Source organism: Hydrogenobacter hydrogenophilus, assembly GCF_900215655.1.
Lineage (GTDB): Bacteria > Aquificota > Aquificia > Aquificales > Aquificaceae > Hydrogenobacter > Hydrogenobacter hydrogenophilus.
In genome coordinates, this window is record NZ_OBEN01000001.1 from 40320 (window position 1) to 57141 (window position 16822).

A 16822-nucleotide genomic window follows, 5' to 3' on the forward strand; every position below is an offset into this window, starting at 1 on the left:
TCACTACCTTACCCTCTTAAAAACGTTATAAGTTTCATCGCTGTAGACCAGTATGTATCCCTTTAGAAAGCCCATCTTGGAGGTGGGAAAGCGATCTGAGATGATGTTTTGTGAGACTTTATTTACCAAGATACAGTCCGCAAAGGCAATAGGTGTGGAGATCACAGAGTAGTACTCATACATATAAGGAAGATAAAACTTCTTGGGGTTTTGGGAAAAGACTACTACAGGAAAGTCTGTTTTATCATCCAAGAGTGTCTTTTCACATCCTTGGTCTTTTAACACTTTTGCGACATTTATATATTCTTTAATATTTTCCTTTACTCTTCCGGTGAGCAGAAATTTCACAAAGTTCTTTTCGTTCTCTTCCCTTGAATACAAAGGCAGTACCCAGCTTGCAAGAAAGGACACTATAAAGGCAACAGCCAGTGCCTTAGACCCTCTTATATTGAGACTTACCGCAAAGGTTATCGCAAAGGCTAAGAAAAGAACAGAGTAGTAATAAGAAGGGAAAAAGTAAGATAAGTAAATGGAAAAGAGCATAAGAACTATGGGAGACAGGTAAAGAAGGTACACTGGGAAAAGATACAACATCCTGTACTTTCTTAGTTTAAAAAGAACTACTACATACGGCAGTATTAGGGGTAGCAAATAAAAAAGCTGTAAAGCACTATACTTTAGGCTTTCAAAGATGCTACTTTTTGCAAGAAGGACATCAGTGTCAAGTGCCCTTCCCTTAAAGAAGGAGTATGGACTCTTTATAAAGGTTAGGGGGTCTCCTGTGAAGACCCAGTTTAGGTAGAGCCATATGAAAACGAAGAATACAATGGGTGTTAGCTTGACCATGGTTAGAGCAAGGGTGTAGTCCTTTCCTGCCCGTTTTGTGGTTAAAAATATAAAAAGCACAAACAAGGGTATTAGGAACACGCTCCTAAAGTCAAGGAAGAAGCAAAGACCCAGCAGAAAACCACCTACAAAAAGATAGATGGAGTAGCCCATTTCCATGTGGAGTATAAGAAACATTACAGACAGGGTAAGTAGTATGTAAAAGGAAAGCACTTCAAACCTGTATACCGCCAAAAAAATAACCAGTGGATTGAGCAGTAAAGACCCAACTATAAAGTAAACGGGACTGAGACACCTTTTTAACAGGAATGAAAAAAACAGCGTGAGTATAAGAGCGGACGCAAAGGGGGATGCCATAAGATAGTCGCTTACAAACCAAAAGGGCAGAAAGGCAAGAGGTGGGTACACAAGACCTATGTTTTCAAGGCGTGGTGGTTCTCCTTCCTTTGCAAGTAGCACCTTCTCTGCATAAAAGAGCACATTAAGATGCACATAGCCAGCTTGGTAAAGGGTATGGGAAGCTGTATAGAACAAAAAGATCAGGCATAGAAACAGAAGGTAGAGCACCAAAAGGGGACGCATCAGACCGCTCCAGCAATAGGTGGTTTGTACTTGGTAATGCCGTGCTGTGTTTTCTGCCAGTAGAAGGGTTTAGTGAATAGCTCATATAGAGCCTTGTAAGAGGCTATTGAGTGGAGCATCCAATAGATGGGGTTTAGGAAGGCATAAGGAAGTAGGTTGTAGTAGCGTCTTTTGAACACCGCTATCATGTTTAGGTATATGCCCATAAAGTTCCCAAAGAGAAGGTTAAAGAGGGAAAGATAGAGTAGCCAGGGTGGAAAGAAAATGTCCAGCGCTTTGGTCTGGGTTATTAACCAGAAAATAAAGATGATCCACATAATTGGGTTTATTAGAAAAGTAAAGGGAGTTCCACCTATGAGAAGATGAAAAGCTAAAAAGCCCCTTAGCCCTACATTTTTGTAGAGTTTTTTGGAGTTTCTGGCATGCACCAGCCAGGTCTGCATGTAGCCCTTTATCCATCTTGACCTCTGCCTTATCCAGTTTCTAACCTTTGCGTTTGCCTCTTCGTAGGTAGTGGAGTTTATAACACCCACCTTGTAGCCCTTTCCAAATGCCCTTACACCAAGGTCTGCGTCCTCTGTAGTGTTGAAAGGATCCCAAGCACCTATTTCTCTGAGCTTTTCCACATCAAAGTGGTTGCTTGTACCACCAAGAGGTATGGGAAGCTTAAGGTTGTATAACCCTGGCAGTAGGTAATCAAACCAATAGGAGTACTCAAGGGTAAACATCTTGGTCAGGAAGTTCTCATCTTTATTGAAGTAGTTGAGTGCTGCCTGAAAGCATATGTACTGCCCACCACCCTTCTCAAAGGCTATTACCGCCTTTTTAAGTTGGTCTGGTTCTGGTATATCTTCCGCATCGTATATGGTCAAGTACTTTCCACGTGCAAAGAAAAGCCCATAATTACAAGCTTTTGGTTTTGTTTTTGGAAGGCTTGGAGGGACTATGATAAATCTCCAGTTTGCCGGAGGTTTTTGAGCCTTTGCAGCCTCAAGGGTCTCCTTGTCATCTTCCTCTAAGAGGAGTATCACGTCAAGCTTGTTTTGGGGATAATCCATCTTCTTTAGGCTATTTATGAGTATGCCTATCACTTCAGGCTCTTTATAAACGGGCACAAGCACCGTATAAACGGGCAGGTCTTTCTCATCAAGGTTCTTGACCTCGTCCTCTGTTATAAACTGTTGCATTTCCGATTTTGCACCTGCCAAGCTCGCCAAAAGTTTAAAGAGTATGGAGATCACATAAAAGACCTGAATTAACGCTATAAGAGTTATCACATAAGAAACAGCATCGTAGTATATCCACAACAGAGAACCGTAAAGAAAAAGACCCATAAAGAAAACCTGTCCCTTAGAAAACACCTGAGATGCGGAGTACTCGGGACTTAGGTAAAAAAGTCCATGCACTGCGCGATCCACAAAGTGGTCTTTAAAATAGGTCTCAAGGGTTTTTATCAAGTCAAGGTCTGTTATGATTATCTCCTTGATGGGCTCATCTCCAAAGTGCTTGCGCACAAACTCATGGAACTTCTCGCTGTTTGGGTAAGAGGTAAGAAGTAGCACACCCTCTTGGGTCTGCCTTGCAGGGATAACCTCACAGCGAGCAAGCTCCTCTGGATCAAATCTCATCAAAAAGTTCTTATCCACCAGGCTTTTTATCTTCTCAAGGTCATCTATAAACTCAAGACCTAAGTGTTCTGCGAGTGTTCTAAAGAAGTCTATGCGCCTTATGTATCCCAAAGAAGCTAGTATCCAGCCAAGCCTACCGTCGTACTTCTTCTGATAATCAAGGGCTTCTTCTAACTGTTGCTGGGTTATTAGACCTTTTTTGAGGAGCACCTCACCTATGCGCTCCTTAGAAGTTCCACCAGACGCCCACATTAAAGCCCCTACCCGCTCCTGTGTTCCTACCATAAAAAACGTGCTGATAGGTAGCTACCAAAGATATGTTTCCCAAAATTAGCCTTGGACCTATATAAACCTGAGCCAGCTTGTAGTCAGGCTCCAAAAGTACATTCCTGCCTACTTGTTTTCTTTTGCCGTTTCCAAGGCCTATCTGTAGGTCTAAGGTGGTTATCAGCTGTAAGTTTTTGTAAAGATTTAGTCCGCCAGTCGCATAATACCTCACCTGAGAAGAAGGATAGCCAAAGTAGTATCGGTAGCCCAAACCCGTATCCAAAAAGCCCAAGTTTCCAGAAATGCCATAAAGAATCCCACCCTCCAAACCCAACCTTCCATAACCCAACCGAGGGTCTTTGTGTATGGAGTATCCAGTGGGTACTATGGCACTGCCATATGCAGAAAAAGAGCTATTTGGGAAGGCTCTTATCTGTCTTATAAAGCCTACTTCCAAGTCGGAAAAGCCAGAGGTCTCTTTTGCGCACTTTAGCCTGTCGTAGGGTAGCTTAAAGGTAAGGGTTGTCTTGTTGGTAAGACCATACTCTCCGTAGAGTTGTATCTCCTGCTTTTCAAAGGTGCAACCAATAGGCTTTTTGTTGCCATTCCTGTCATAGTAATCCTTTGCACTATAGTAGTAGAAGAAGGGAGCAATAAAAACCTCTCCTTCCTTTCTTACCCAAGCGGAAGAAAAGCCAACAACTGGTATGAGCACTAAGTAAAAAAGGTATCTCATGTGATCTGTCTCCTTGTGAGCTTTCTATAAGTATAACTAAGAAATAGAGCTATGGGTACTGCAAGAAGTAGCATTATCCAAATCTTATACTTATTCCAATAGTAGCTAATGTCCTTCTCCTGAGGATAGCGCACTCTCATTTTTTCCCCAACTTGGTAGGAGCCTAAAAAGGTTTCAGTAGCAACCGCTACATTACCAGCCAGTCCAAGCATGTCTGTGTAGGAGTAGTTTAATACATTTTCTATCCCTTCTGGACTCAGAAAGTAAGAGAATACCAAAGCTGGTCTTTTATCCACACTGCTCAACATAAGCACTCCAAAGCTCTCAGTGGGCATGCTTGCAAATAGCACCTTATTTGTGAGAGGGTTAATAATCTGAAACTCACCCTTGCTTAGGTCTATGGGCATACCCTTAGTGTCTTGGGGCTTTTTGAAAAGTATCAAAAAGTCGTACATAGAGAGGTCTTTTGGGTTTATGTCCAAAACTTTTATGTTCTTGTTATATGTGGCTAAGTCCGTTATCAGCTTAGTGGCTACTCTATAAAAGGCTGGATCTTCAACCACCAGTGCTACATAACCGCTCAGCGCATTGAAAAACTCAGAGATGCTTTTTGGGTCTTTTTCCAGACTGTTCCAGTATAGATAGGAAGTATCAAAGACAGTCAGGACAGTATGGGTTATAGCACCAAAGCAGTTATCAGAAGATGTAAAATTAACCAAGTTTATGCTTATATAATTCATGCCATAATGAAGCTGGTCTGTGGGAATCTCTATATTAAAGCTGTGCCTACCACCATCTTCAAGCTTATAAACATTTAGCACAAAACCATTAACATAAACCCTTAGCTCCATCTTATCTTTTTGGTGGGGTGGAGAGTTTGCTATGTCCAATTTTAAATACAACCTATCTGGTATGCCACCTATGCGAGAAAGGTCCAGCGGTATAGTGTAGCTAATATTGCCAGAACCCTCCACAGTGGCAGTCCTTATGCCCAGCTCACGCAGAGAGATCTCGTTTCTCTGTATCTTTGCTTCCCTATCTACACCAGTTAAAGCCTGATCCCGAGAAAACAGTAAAGGGTAAAAAATATCTTCCTCAAAAACCAAGTAGGTTTCCTTAGGGACATAAAGTCCATCTGGCTTTAGACTTATCTTTTCATCAGTAGAAAGCTTTATTAGTTTGCAATCACTGGGAGTTTGACCAGCTGTGTATTTAACATTACAGGGTATAGGGTTTTGCTTGCACATCTGGTATATAAAGGGCAAAAGGTAGTGTGAGTCTATGCAGTAGTTATTGTCATAGTCCCTGAGAAACTCTCTTATATTCCTGTAGTTTTGGTAATAAAAGGATACGTAGCTGTCCTTGCGCACCACCATGTATATCCTGTCAGAAAAAACATCTTCGCATATGTTGTTAGAAATGCGCAAATTTCCAATGATGCTTATCTTCACAAAGTCCCTGTTTTTGTTTCTGCGCACTGGGATCACCACATCCGCAGGAACAGACATCAAACTATAACTTACATAAGGCACATCATCTACAAGTATCATCACACTACTATCTTTCCTGAGATATTCTGGTAGAGAGAGTCTAAGATGCACCCGTCCTTCTATAAGTTGAGGAAGTGTGGGTATGTAAAAGTCATACTTGGGATTTACTCCCTTTATCACAAGGTCCTCTGAGAGCAAGTTCATCTGTTCAAAAGTAAAGACTGACATTCTCTCCTTAGAGAAGGCAAGGCTAAGAAATAGAAGGACCAATAGCCAAGTTCTTAGCATGATGTAGATTATATTAAATTTACTTTAATTTGTTGAAAAACTCCAGAACTTGCTTGTGTTTGTTTCTGTAGCTGGCTTTGTTGCACACAAGCCTTGCGGTAGATTGAGCCACCTCTTCTATAATCACCAAGTTATTCTCTTTGAGGGTTCTACCCGTTTGAACAATATCAAGAATGTAGTCTGCAAGTCCTATAGTAGGGGCGAGTTCTACGGACCCACTGAGGTACAAAATCTTACTCTTTATACCCATTTTAGAAAAAAAACTCTGGGCAATTCTGGGATACTTGGTAGCAACTTTTATGTAGGTTTCTTTGAAATACCTTTCCTTACTTTCTTCTCTGCCAGCCACAACTATTCTACAAAAGCCTATACCCAGATCAAGAAGAGTGTAAAGATTGGGCTCTCTCTCTAGAAGCACATCGTAGCCTGCTATACCAAGGTCTGCCACACCGTTTTCCACATAAACGGGCACATCCGCAGGCTTTACCAAAAGAAATTTAAAAGGATGGCACTCTATGAGAAGCTTTCTCCCCTCTTTAATGGGTTTTGAGATGATTCCCCTTTTTAGTAAGAGTTCCACGCTTTCCTCAAAAAGTCTACCTTTTGGAAGAGCTATAGTAAGACTCAAGCTGGGACCTCTCTGTATCTTACCCTTTTTAACACTACATACACGGAGTTAAGTATTATGAGAGATACAAGCAGTATGTACAAGCTTGCAAGACCTGCGTTCAGATAATCACCCCATATTACCCTTTGGGCTATCTCAACCGAAGGTATGGAAGGGGGAAGAGTGCCTTGTTTTAACTTTTCTGAAAGCCACTGTGCGTGTGCTAAAAAACCTATGTCTTTATCCGGATGGAACACCTTTTGCAAACCGGCAGTTATAGTGTTTATGGACACAACAAGAGCAGGAAGACCTGTAACCCACATGTACTTTGCCTTTCCTGAATTCACAAGGTAAACGGTAGCTACCGTGAGCGCCAATGTGGCAAGTAGCTGGTTAGCTATCCCAAAAAGGGGCCAAAGGGTTTTTATTCCTCCGTATGGGTCTATAACGCCTGCATACAGGAAGTATCCCCAACTTGCCACTGTTATTAAGCTTGTGAGTAAGTTAACTTTCAGGTCTCCGTAATTCTTAAAGTAGGATGAGAAAGTCCCAAGAAGATCCTGAAGTATGTACCTTCCTACCCTTGTTCCTGCATCTATTGTAGTAAGGATAAACACCGCTTCAAAGAGTATGGCAAAGTGATACCAAAAGGCCAAAAGGGCATTTCCTGTAATTTTGGCAAAGATAAGAGCCATACCGATAGCAAAGGCAGGTGCGCCACCTGTTCTTGAGAGTATGGTCTTCTCTTCTACCATGCGTGCCAAGCTTTCAAGCTCCTGAGGCGTTATGTAAAAGCCCCATGAGGATATCTTCTGAGCTGCGGAAAAGACTGTCTTTCCTATTTCGCTGGCTGGACTATTTATAGCAAAGTATATACCCGGCTCCATAGAAACCGCAGCTATCATAGCCATAATGGCAACCAAAGACTCACCAATCATACCGCCATATCCTACTAACCTAACGTGGCTCTCCTTGTCTATGAGCTTGGGAGATGTGCCTGAGGATATAAGGGAGTGAAACCCAGACACCGCACCGCACGCTATGGTTATGAAGAGAAAGGGAAAGAGATCCCCTTTAAGCACAGGTCCTGAGCCTGTGAGGGCAAACTGTGTGATTGCTGGCATCTTTATCTCAGGGTTCACTATAAGAACACCCAACGCTATAAACAGCACAGTGCCAAGTTTTAAAAAGGTACTCAGGTAATCTCTTGGTGCAAGGAGAAACCATACGGGAAGAACTGACGCAAAAAATCCGTAAATCATGAGAGCTACTGCAAGCTGAGGTTCAGAAAAGGTAAAAAGCTTAGCGATAGATGGGTTTAGGGCGATGAGCCTTCCCACATAAAGGGAAAGTAAAAGAGCTATCACACCAAATGCAGAAGCTTGCAGTACCGCGCCGGGCTTTATGTGCCACATGTAAACACCCATAAGCATGGCTATAGGTATGGTCATAAGGACGGAAAAAGCTCCCCATGGGCTTTGGGCAAGAGCCTTTACCACAACAAGAGCCAAAACTGCAAGTAGTATGGTAAGGATAGTGTATATGACTATGAGAGAAACTATGCCACCTATACTGCCAAGCTCTTCTTTTACAATATTACCCAGACTTCTACCACCTTTGCGCATGGAGATTATGAGTATCACCATATCCTGAACGCACCCTGCAAGCACCGCACCTATAAGAATCCACAGAGTTCCCGGTAGGTATCCCATTTGGGCAGCAAGCACTGGTCCCACCAAAGGTCCAGCACCTGATATGGATGCAAAGTGATGTCCAAAAAGCACCCACTTGTTAGTAGGTACATAGTCCAGTTTGTTATAGTATCTGTGAGCAGGAGTTATGTTTTGGTCGTTTATCTCAAAAACTTTATAGGCTATGAAATAGCTATAAAACCTGTATCCTATGAAGTATATGCAAAGGGCAGCTATTAGTATCCACAGAGCTCCTATGCGCTCACCCCTGCTCAGGGCTATAACGCCAAAGGCAAAAGCACCTATAAAAGAAACTAAGGCTAAAAGCAGATAATCTTTTAGCTTCATGTTAGGTGTCTCTTCATGAATTCAACGGTTTTGAGCCACACATCTACCGCGTACTCTTCGTTATAGACTTCTGGTCTTGTGTCGTTAAAGAAGGCATGGTCAACACCGCAGTAAATAAGAAATTGAGCTTTAACATTGTGTTTATTGCACTCCTCTATGGCATTTAACACATCGCTCAGAGGTACAAAGGCATCTTTACCAGCATGCACTGCAAGGACTGGTGCTTTAATTTTGGAAAAATCTATGGGAACTATGGAATAAAGTCCGTAGTAGGGAGCAAGGGCATGAAAGTCTTCTGGAAACTGTGCTCCAAAGTACCAAGTGCAAGTCCCACCACAACAAAAACCTGTCATACCTATCCTGTAATCCTGCACTCTTCCCACAAAACCTATGTCATTTTCTTTAAAGTAATCTAAGGAAGCCTTTACCATGGCAGAGGCTTCAGAGAGCCTCTCCTTAAAGAGCTCCTGCATAAGCTTTCCTGCATCTTCTGGATTGTCCGCAGTTTTTCCTCTGTATAAGTCTATACCAAAAGCAAAAAAGCCTTCGTGTGCGTATCTGTCGCACACATCCTTTATGTGAGGTACAAGCCCCCACCACTCGTGTATCACTATAACTAAAGGACCTTTAACAAGCTCTGGTTCCGCAAGATATCCCCTTACCTCAACACCATCCTTAGTAAATTTTAATTCTCTACCCATCTTTCCACCTCCTAAGCATATATTATAATGATGATGCGTAAAGCCATACTTAAGGAGAAAAAAAGGCTTGAGATCATAAGGGTTGCTTGTAAGCTCTTCTCCGAAAAGGGATATTACAACACAACTATACCAGACATCGCACAAGCACTTGGTATGAGCGTGGGGAATCTGTACAATTACTTTGAATCTAAGGAAGAACTGGCTAAGGAGATCATGATTACCGTATCTGGGTGGGTTGCGGAAAGGCTTAAAAAGGTAAACGAGAGGGAAATACCAGTTAAAGAGAAGATTTACGAATTTACAAAGGCTTTCTTTGAAATAGCACTTACTGAGCCTGAGCTGATAAACTACTTTCTAAGAGTTTTTCTGGTAAACAGAGAAGTATTCAAAGAAGGGTGTGAGGGTTTTGCATGTGTAGGCGAAGTAATAACTGAAGTTATGATTCTTCTGTCCGATGGAGTAGAAAAAGGACAGCTTAGAAACCAAAGCTTTTTCCCTGCTTTTACTACCATAATGGGTCCCTTAGGAGGGATGGTATTTCTGCACAATGAGGGACTCCTGGACAAGCCTCTTATGGAGTACTCAGAAGAGGTTGCGGAAAACATATGGAACGCTCTTAAAGCGCCGTTAGATTAAACCTTTTCCAATAGGTTGCCATACTCAAAAGCTTGTAAAGAGTATCTTTGAGCTCCTTTCTATGGACTACCATGTCAATCATACCCTTCTCTAATAGAAATTCCGCTCTTTGAAAGCCCTCAGGAAGCTGTTGTTTTATAGTTTGTTCTATAACCCTTGGACCTGCAAAGCCTATGAGAGACTTAGGCTCCGCTATGATGATATCACCTAAGAAAGCAAAACTCGCAGAAACGCCCCCCATGGTAGGGTCTGTAAGCACCGTTATGTAAGGAACGCCCTTCTCTCTGAGAAAACCTACACCTATAGAGGTCTTAGCCATCTGCATGAGAGATAGGATACCTTCTTGCATTCTTGCACCACCAGAAGTGATCACGGATATGAGGGGTAATTCTTCGTTGGAACACAGTTTGCAAGCTCTGTAAAAGCGCTCTCCTACCACAGAACCCATGCTTCCTCCTATGAAGTTAAAGTCCATAACCGCAAGGACCACATTTATGTCCTTTAAATTTCCGCGCACCACCACTATAGCTTCGCTAAGACCTGTATCTTCCTGCGCCTGCTTTAGTCTGTCTTTATAAGGTTTCGTGTCTTTGAAGCGCAGTGGGTCCTTAGGAAGTATGTTCTCAAAGAGCAGTTGCGCATTTTCATCTAAGAGGGATTCTATGCGCTCTTTTGCGCTCATAGGAAAGTGGTAGTTGCATTTGGGACACACCTTTAGGTTTGCAGATAGCTCTGGCATGTAAAGTATGGTCTTGCACTCAGGGCATTTGGTCCACAGGCTTTCCTTTTCTTCCCTTTTTTTCTTGAAAAACCTATCAAGTATTCCCATACAGAACTTAATTTTACCACTTAGCTATGCTATAATGGATAACATGATAGACATAGCTTACGCACAGCAGTCAGCACAAGGAGGACCAGCTGGAGCCTTTTTTGTTCAGCTCATTTTTCTCATAGGTATCTTTGCTATTTTTTACTTTCTTATAATAAGACCACAGCAGAAAGCAAGAAAAAAGCATCAAGAGTTCCTTGCACAGCTAAAGAGAGGTGATAAGGTGATAACAAGTGGAGGCATATGGGGTACTGTAGTAGATATAGGGGAAGATACCATCACCTTAAAAGTGGATGCAAATACCAAAATCACCTTCACCAAGGATGCTATAATCAGCTATCAACCCAAAGCCAAGGAGGAAAAGACAGAAAAAGAGTGATATGAGAGCTCTGATCTCCGTTTACAACAAAGAAGGTATCCTTGAGTTTGCCAAAGCGCTTGATGACCTTGGCTATGAGATCGTATCAACGGGTGGTACCGCCGAACTTCTTTCCCAACATGGACTTAAAGTTATAAAGGTAGAAGAACTCACAGGTTTTCCAGAAATATTGGGTGGAAGGGTAAAAACTCTACATCCAACAATACACGCGGGCATACTTTACAGGGATTGGGTAGAAGGAGATACACTTCAGATTCAGGAGCTTAACATAAAGCCTATAGATGTAGTAGTTGTAAATCTTTACCCCTTTGAAAATAAGCTAAACCAGGACCTGACAGAACAGGAACTCGTGGAGTTTATAGATATAGGTGGACCAACACTTCTTAGAGCCTCCGCTAAAAATTTCTACAGAGTTTTGGTAGTCTGTGATCCTAAGGACTACTCATGGGTAGCGCAGAAACTAAAAAGTGGAAACTTAAGCTTTCAAGACAGAAAGTATTTAGCTTATAAGGCTTTTTCTCTTACCGCTTATTATGATGCATTAATATCAAGAGCCCTTTCATCTTTATTTGAGATAGACCAACTTTCAGAACATTTTGCCCTACCTTTGAGGTTGGCAAATGCCTTAAGGTACGGAGAGAATCCTCATCAAAAGGGATGGCTCTTACTAAATCCCTTAGAAAACCTAGGTATTACTAGATCAAAAGTGCTTCAAGGAAAAGAAATGTCTTTCAATAACTACCTTGATGCAGATACATGTGCCAAACTGGTAAGCGAGTTTCAAAAACCAGCCTGTGTTATAGTCAAGCATGGCAATCCGTGTGGTGTAGCTTTAGGAGAAGACCTCCTTTCTGCTTTTGAAAAAGCCATCAGTACAGACCCAGAGTCTGCTTTTGGGGGAGTAGTAGCCTTTAACGACAGGGTGGATAAAGCTTTGGCAGGTAAGCTTGCAGATATGTTCCTTGAAATAGTGGTAGCTCCAGAATACTCACAGGAAGCTCTTGAGGTGCTCTCAAAAAAGAAAAATCTGAGACTAATACAGTTTATGGGATATTCTTATGCCTTTGATATAAAGAAAGTTAGCGGAGGATATCTTTTTCAAGAAGAGGACACTATAGACTATCAGAAGTTGGAGGTAGTTTCTCAAAGACATCCCACGCACGAAGAGATGGAAGATATGCTCTTTGCTTGGAAGGTTTGCAAATACATTAAATCTAACGCAGTGGTTATAGCAAAGGATGGTAGAACCTTGGGTATAGGCTCAGGTAATGTTTCTCGCGTGGATAGTTTAAGGTGTGCCATATCAAGGGCTGTCCGATACGGCTTTGACCTAAAAGGTAGCGTGTTGGCATCAGAAGCGTTTTTTCCTTTTCGGGACAGCATAGACCTTGCTCACTCTGTGGGTATCAGTGCGGTAATACAACCTGGGGGTTCCATAAGAGACAAAGAAGTCATTCAAGCGGTAAATGAGCACAGTATGTGTATGGTTTTTACACACACAAGACACTTCAGACACTGATATAATAATCTTAAAATGGTGCGAGAGGAAGACATAATTGCCAGAAGTGTAAGCATAGAGGTAGTAGGAGAGATAAGCAGATGCAAAGAGGGGACCAACTCCAGGTTTTACTGTCTTCCTGTGATCATTCACTTTGACAACGGTGAAAAAAGGGAGTATATGTTAAAAGCTTTCGGAGAGCCTAAGACACTACAGGACTTCTTAGAAAACAAGAAAGGATTAAAAGACAGAATGGAAAAAGGTTTTGCCCTTCTGAGAAATGGCGAGATAAGATACGTATCTTACCTATTTCAAGAGGCTTCTAGCTAATGCTACATCTTGGTGTATCTGATGCAAAAGCTCGTGCACAGAATCAAATTTCCTTTCCTCCCTTAGGAACTTTACAAACTCCACCTTTATCTTCTTGTTTCTTAAGTTTCCTTCAAAGTCAAGGATATGCACTTCCAGTACCTTCTTATTACCGTCAAAGGTAGGCCTGTAGCCATAATTGGCAACGCCTATAAGGTGCTCTTCAACTACCACTGCATACACGCCTTCTTTCAAACACAGATTTTCTGTTCCTTCTAAATTTGCGGTAGGAACACCTATAGAAGTACCTCTACCATCTCCCTTTATAACCCTTCTTCTTATCCAGTAGGGTCTTCCAAGATAATTGCGTGCCTCTTCTAATCTACCTTCACGAAGTAATCTTCTTATCAAAGTACTACTCACTACATGTTGACCCAGTTTGAAAGGTTCTACCGAAAGCACATCAAAACCCAATCTTTGCCCTACTTCCTTTGCCAGCTCTATTTCTCCTTCTCTCTTGTAGCCAAATCTCCAATCGTACCCAACAAGCAAAAACCTCGCCTTTAATCTGTTATAAAGTATATCCAAAAGAAAGTCCTCTGCTCTCATGAGAGAAAACTTCTCGTCAAACTTCAAAAATACCGTGTAATCTACTCCTAAGGTAGCTAACAGCTCTGCCCTCTCTTCAAGACTTGTAAGTTCACAAGGAAGCTGTTTGGGAGCAAGCACTTTGAGAGGATGTGGATAAAAGGAAAGCACAACAGTTTTTAAATTTCTTGCGAAAGCCTCTTCTTTGAGTTTATCAATGAGAAACCTATGCCCAAGATGGACGCCGTCAAAGTTTCCAACAGTTATAGCGCAAGGTTCTAAGATTTCTTCTATGCATTCAAGCTTTTTTATACATTCTCCGTTCCATTTTAAAGAGAGCGTTTTCATCTCTTCCAAAGCTTTGCTATCTTTTCCCAAAAGCTTACCTCTTGCGTGATAATGGGTTTCTCTTCTACCACAAACCTATCAAGATAGTCATCAAGCAGTATAAACCTGTCGCACACCTTCCTCAGTTGATAAGAGCTTGTTCTCTTAAAAGATGCGTTCTCAACCCTTTTTCCTATCCTTTGTACCTCCTCAACTGTGTAAGAAAAATCACTATCACCACTTACAAGCACCGCAGTATCGTAAGCGTTCATGTACGCCATACTGAGCATGTCGGTAGCCAACATAATATCCACCTCTTTTTCCACATATTCACCAGAGGGTAGTTTCCTAAGGTGTGCCATCTTAACCTTTATTCCCAGAAGGGAAAGCTCTTCTAAAAATCTTCTCTGTCTCATAAGACTTTCCCATTCGGGAGTGTTTTTTTTCACATCCTTCTCCTGAGGTATGGCACCATAAAAGTAAGCTCTGATAAGCCTTCTGCTTTCTGTTAAAAACTCTACGAGCTTTTGATAGTCTATCTTAATGTTTAAATACCTTATAGCGTGAAATATATTAGAGCCATCTATGAAAAGGGCTACCCTCTCATCGATCATATTGCAAATCTTAGAAAAGCAGAAAGTCCATCTATCTTTTTCTGTGCTTGTGGGTCTATTATTACTTCTACCAACGCTTTTTCTTCTAAGGCGAGCTCTATCGCTTCATCTACTATATCAGGTACTTCGTAGGCTACCTCGCCTTCTACAGGACACTCGGGTTTGAGCATGGGCAGGTTAGATTCGGGGCATAAGTACCCGGGTTTTTCAAAGTTTTCTGGTACTAAAAGTAGTCTCACATTGCCTATGGCTAACTGTTCCAAAACTTGACTGGTTCCATTTACCGCAAGCCCTTTACCCTTTAACTCCTCAAGCTCTTTCAAGAGCTCTTTCTCTTGCTCCCTGTCTTTCTGCCAAAGCAGGTCTATAACTAAAGACATGAGCTCTTTTTCTGTAATCTCACTTGGGTTTGCACGAACATATCCCAAAAGCCTACTCAAAAGGTAAGGATGCAGATGGTTCTCTATCTCCTTTATGTCTTCTCTATCACTACCTATCACGAGTTTATCAAACTTGTGCTCCTTCCAAGCTTCCATAAGTGCGTCGTTGGCTATCTTAAAAAGCCTGTGCTTTTCCTCTCTTATCCTCATGTGAAATCTGTATTCCCCATAGGAATGCTGTACCATATTGGGAGCTCCTGTCCTTGCAGGCATAGTGTATCTCATAACGCCTTGTGCACCTTTAAGAAGCCCACCACCACTATGAAATTTGTGAGACCTTGTTGCCAAAGGTTCAAGAAAGTCCACCAATTCGTAAATACCCTCCATATCCATTATGTAGAACTTTATGTGTTTCCTGTCTATTAGCAGAACACCTACCCGTCCTAACTCCTCGTCTATGGCTGCTACTTCTCTTATTCTTGGGTTTGGAGATACCATAAGTCTGTTCCTATAAACATAAGGAAGTTTTATCACCTCAAAAAGCCCTTTGGCACTTGATGAGAATATGGCTATACCCCTTGACCCTTTTAAGTTCTCCAATTCAGACAGATAAGACTCCATTTTTGAAAAATCTTTGTCCAGTGATTCCATCACCTCTTTTTCTAAATTTCTCTTTGAAAGATACTCCTTTTGCTCTTTTACCATGTTTTTAAAGTTTAAAAGGTACTTTCTATCTACTCTGTCTTCAGGCATGAGCCTAAGATAGAGACTTGCAACCATGTATTTGTTTGGCTTAAAGGATGTTAGCACATCAAGTGACTCTTTTAAGCTTTTCATACTCTACCTCCGCTTGAGTTTTACTGCATATATTTTATCAAAATCTCCTTTGCGTATTTTTCTTTGTCCTTGTCATCTTCAGAAGCTATAAGCCCTAACACCTTCCATCTTCTTTTTTCTCCAAAGGTGAAGTATATTCGTCCACCCCTTGGTTTTAGCTTAAAAACATTTTTAAGCCCTTTCATACTTTCCAAAGGTTCTCCCTCTTCCTTCATGTTTAGTATCAAAAGCTCTTTGATAAACTCGCGCTTTTTCTCTATCGGAAGGTGCATAAACTCGCTTATGGCTCTGTCTTCCATCTCTATGTTTTCAAGAAAGACGTTTAAGATCTCCCTATATATTTCTCCTTTGGTATTAATCTGTTTTTTCAGCTCCTGAAGTTCCAACTCTAAAAGTTCTTTCTTTTGGCTCACATCTTCTAAATGAGATCTTATCTTTGATATTTCAAGTTTCAGCTCTGTGTTCTCTTTTGAATACTCTTCCAAAAGGGATTCTAACTGTAAAAGTTCCTTTACTAATCTTTTTCTTTCCTTTCTTAGCTGTGCTATCTCTCCCTTTTGGTTTTTATCTTCCTGTCTCTGTAATAAATCAATAAGTTCAAAGAGCTTTCTGTTGGCTTCTGTGAGCCTTTCAAGCCTGCTTCGGTATTCATTCAGATGCATCTGTGCTTGGTTTATTCTCTGTATAAGCTCTTCCCTCTCTTTTAAAAGCTTCTGTTTTTCCATACTTTGGCTTTCTTCAAGCTGACTGAGTTTTACCTCCACTTGCTCCTTTTCCCTTCTTAGTAGATTCACCAGATCTTCCGCTAACCTTACCTGCTCTTTTATGTTTTCCAGCTCCCTTCTGTTTCTTTCTAACTCACTCTCAAGTCTTTTTTTCTCCTCAAGGAGCTCTTTTGTGTGTCTTTCCGTTGGGGATTCGAATAGCGACAGAAATATAAGCGTGATCAGAAAAGATGGTGTAAAATGGGTTATTGGGTCAAAACTCTGCGTGATCAAAGATAAGCCCAGTATTTGGAAGAAAAATAGGTAAGAGAGCCAAGCCAAAGTGCTGTATCTATAACCAAAAAACCACGCAAGGTAAAGTGCAGAATCAAAAGACATTAACATCACAAAGCTTTGAAGGTCATCAGGAAACAGTTTTATTGGAAGTTTCTCTGAGATGTACTCTAGTATAAAGTTATAGGCTACTATCAGGAAAAGAAGTTTTAAGCTTTCCTTCATACATAAAAATATGTGCTT

At 41.4% G+C, this 16822-nt stretch carries 16 protein-coding genes; 4 read left to right on the forward strand and 12 right to left on the reverse strand.

What is annotated here, in order from left to right; genetic code table 11:
* Positions 1-3: 3 nt before the first annotated feature.
* Genes CP948_RS00235 through CP948_RS00265 form a run of 7 tightly spaced genes read right to left on the reverse strand, consistent with a single transcriptional unit; the run spans position 4 to position 9184 of the window.
* Positions 4-1428, reverse strand: coding sequence for an LTA synthase family protein (locus tag CP948_RS00235; RefSeq protein WP_096599895.1), 1425 nt, complete (start codon positions 1426-1428; stop codon positions 4-6).
* Positions 1428-3308, reverse strand: a complete 1881-nt coding sequence (locus CP948_RS00240; RefSeq protein WP_096599897.1) for a glycosyltransferase family 2 protein — start codon at positions 3306-3308, stop codon at positions 1428-1430. Before CP948_RS00240 ends, CP948_RS00235 begins: the two co-directional genes overlap by 1 nt.
* Positions 3283-4059: a hypothetical protein gene (locus CP948_RS00245; protein ID WP_096599899.1), complete on the reverse strand. Its 777-nt coding sequence runs from the start codon at positions 4057-4059 to the stop codon at positions 3283-3285. The genes CP948_RS00240 and CP948_RS00245 overlap by 26 nt, the downstream gene beginning before the upstream one ends.
* Complete coding sequence (locus tag CP948_RS00250; RefSeq protein ID WP_143441259.1) at positions 4056-5837, reverse strand: cellulose biosynthesis cyclic di-GMP-binding regulatory protein BcsB; 1782 nt, start codon at positions 5835-5837, stop codon at positions 4056-4058. The genes CP948_RS00245 and CP948_RS00250 overlap by 4 nt, the downstream gene beginning before the upstream one ends.
* A gap of 19 nt (positions 5838-5856) precedes the next feature.
* Positions 5857-6465, reverse strand: coding sequence for an ATP phosphoribosyltransferase (hisG, locus tag CP948_RS00255; RefSeq protein WP_096599903.1), 609 nt, complete (start codon positions 6463-6465; stop codon positions 5857-5859).
* A complete protein-coding gene (locus CP948_RS00260; protein WP_096599905.1) occupies positions 6462-8483 on the reverse strand; it encodes a carbon starvation CstA family protein in 2022 nt (673 codons plus the stop codon). Before CP948_RS00260 ends, hisG begins: the two co-directional genes overlap by 4 nt.
* Positions 8480-9184 carry a dienelactone hydrolase family protein gene (locus tag CP948_RS00265; protein WP_096599907.1) on the reverse strand — a complete coding sequence of 235 codons (705 nt, stop codon included), beginning with the start codon at positions 9182-9184 and terminating at the stop codon, positions 8480-8482. The genes CP948_RS00260 and CP948_RS00265 overlap by 4 nt, the downstream gene beginning before the upstream one ends.
* A gap of 33 nt (positions 9185-9217) precedes the next feature.
* Between CP948_RS00265 and CP948_RS00270 the strand changes: the two genes are divergently transcribed.
* On the forward strand, positions 9218-9820 hold the full coding sequence (locus CP948_RS00270; RefSeq protein WP_096600793.1) for a TetR/AcrR family transcriptional regulator: 603 nt from the start codon (positions 9218-9220) through the stop codon (positions 9818-9820).
* Here CP948_RS00270 and accD read toward each other — a convergent pair.
* Complete coding sequence (gene accD, locus CP948_RS00275; RefSeq protein ID WP_096599909.1) at positions 9801-10649, reverse strand: acetyl-CoA carboxylase, carboxyltransferase subunit beta; 849 nt, start codon at positions 10647-10649, stop codon at positions 9801-9803. The two genes, CP948_RS00270 and accD, sit on opposite strands and share 20 nt — an antisense overlap.
* Before the next feature lie 43 nt (positions 10650-10692).
* Between accD and yajC the strand changes: the two genes are divergently transcribed.
* From yajC to CP948_RS00290, 3 genes are read left to right on the forward strand one after another with little or no spacing between them, the layout of a single operon-like run.
* Positions 10693-11028 carry a preprotein translocase subunit YajC gene (yajC, locus tag CP948_RS00280; protein ID WP_096599911.1) on the forward strand — a complete coding sequence of 112 codons (336 nt, stop codon included), beginning with the start codon at positions 10693-10695 and terminating at the stop codon, positions 11026-11028.
* Between the two features lies 1 nt (position 11029).
* Positions 11030-12547 (forward strand): bifunctional phosphoribosylaminoimidazolecarboxamide formyltransferase/IMP cyclohydrolase, encoded by a 1518-nt coding sequence (gene purH, locus CP948_RS00285; protein ID WP_096599913.1) that lies wholly within the window; start codon positions 11030-11032, stop codon positions 12545-12547.
* A 15-nt stretch (positions 12548-12562) separates the two neighbouring features.
* A complete protein-coding gene (locus tag CP948_RS00290) occupies positions 12563-12856 on the forward strand; it encodes a hypothetical protein (RefSeq protein WP_096599915.1) in 294 nt (97 codons plus the stop codon).
* Here CP948_RS00290 and CP948_RS00295 read toward each other — a convergent pair.
* From CP948_RS00295 to CP948_RS00310, 4 genes are read right to left on the reverse strand one after another with little or no spacing between them, the layout of a single operon-like run.
* Positions 12833-13801, reverse strand: a complete 969-nt coding sequence (locus CP948_RS00295; protein WP_245810025.1) for a bifunctional riboflavin kinase/FAD synthetase — start codon at positions 13799-13801, stop codon at positions 12833-12835. The two genes, CP948_RS00290 and CP948_RS00295, sit on opposite strands and share 24 nt — an antisense overlap.
* On the reverse strand, positions 13768-14364 hold the full coding sequence (locus CP948_RS00300) for a LabA-like NYN domain-containing protein (RefSeq protein ID WP_180764074.1): 597 nt from the start codon (positions 14362-14364) through the stop codon (positions 13768-13770). The genes CP948_RS00295 and CP948_RS00300 overlap by 34 nt, the downstream gene beginning before the upstream one ends.
* Positions 14361-15581 carry a baeRF12 domain-containing protein gene (locus CP948_RS00305; protein ID WP_096599917.1) on the reverse strand — a complete coding sequence of 407 codons (1221 nt, stop codon included), beginning with the start codon at positions 15579-15581 and terminating at the stop codon, positions 14361-14363. Before CP948_RS00305 ends, CP948_RS00300 begins: the two co-directional genes overlap by 4 nt.
* A 20-nt stretch (positions 15582-15601) precedes the next feature.
* Positions 15602-16804 carry a hypothetical protein gene (locus CP948_RS00310; RefSeq protein WP_096599919.1) on the reverse strand — a complete coding sequence of 401 codons (1203 nt, stop codon included), beginning with the start codon at positions 16802-16804 and terminating at the stop codon, positions 15602-15604.
* Positions 16805-16822 lie beyond the last annotated feature (18 nt).

Excerpts from the sequence above, each read along its gene's own strand:
- CP948_RS00235 (WP_096599895.1), bottom strand. The coding sequence starts at position 1,428 with ATGCGTCCCCTTTTGGTGCTCTACCTTCTGTTTCTATGCCTGATCTTT.
- CP948_RS00240 (WP_096599897.1), bottom strand. The coding sequence starts at position 3,308 with ATGTGGGCGTCTGGTGGAACTTCTAAGGAGCGCATAGGTGAGGTGCTC.
- CP948_RS00245 (WP_096599899.1), bottom strand. The coding sequence starts at position 4,059 with ATGAGATACCTTTTTTACTTAGTGCTCATACCAGTTGTTGGCTTTTCT.
- CP948_RS00250 (WP_143441259.1), bottom strand. The coding sequence starts at position 5,837 with ATGCTAAGAACTTGGCTATTGGTCCTTCTATTTCTTAGCCTTGCCTTC.
- CP948_RS00260 (WP_096599905.1), bottom strand. The coding sequence starts at position 8,483 with ATGAAGCTAAAAGATTATCTGCTTTTAGCCTTAGTTTCTTTTATAGGT.
- CP948_RS00265 (WP_096599907.1), bottom strand. The coding sequence starts at position 9,184 with ATGGGTAGAGAATTAAAATTTACTAAGGATGGTGTTGAGGTAAGGGGA.
- CP948_RS00270 (WP_096600793.1), top strand. The coding sequence starts at position 9,218 with ATGCGTAAAGCCATACTTAAGGAGAAAAAAAGGCTTGAGATCATAAGG.
- accD (WP_096599909.1), bottom strand. The coding sequence starts at position 10,649 with ATGGGAATACTTGATAGGTTTTTCAAGAAAAAAAGGGAAGAAAAGGAA.
- yajC (WP_096599911.1), top strand. The coding sequence starts at position 10,693 with ATGATAGACATAGCTTACGCACAGCAGTCAGCACAAGGAGGACCAGCT.
- purH (WP_096599913.1), top strand. The coding sequence starts at position 11,030 with ATGAGAGCTCTGATCTCCGTTTACAACAAAGAAGGTATCCTTGAGTTT.
- CP948_RS00290 (WP_096599915.1), top strand. The coding sequence starts at position 12,563 with ATGGTGCGAGAGGAAGACATAATTGCCAGAAGTGTAAGCATAGAGGTA.
- CP948_RS00300 (WP_180764074.1), bottom strand. The coding sequence starts at position 14,364 with ATGATCGATGAGAGGGTAGCCCTTTTCATAGATGGCTCTAATATATTT.
- CP948_RS00305 (WP_096599917.1), bottom strand. The coding sequence starts at position 15,581 with ATGAAAAGCTTAAAAGAGTCACTTGATGTGCTAACATCCTTTAAGCCA.
- CP948_RS00310 (WP_096599919.1), bottom strand. The coding sequence starts at position 16,804 with ATGAAGGAAAGCTTAAAACTTCTTTTCCTGATAGTAGCCTATAACTTT.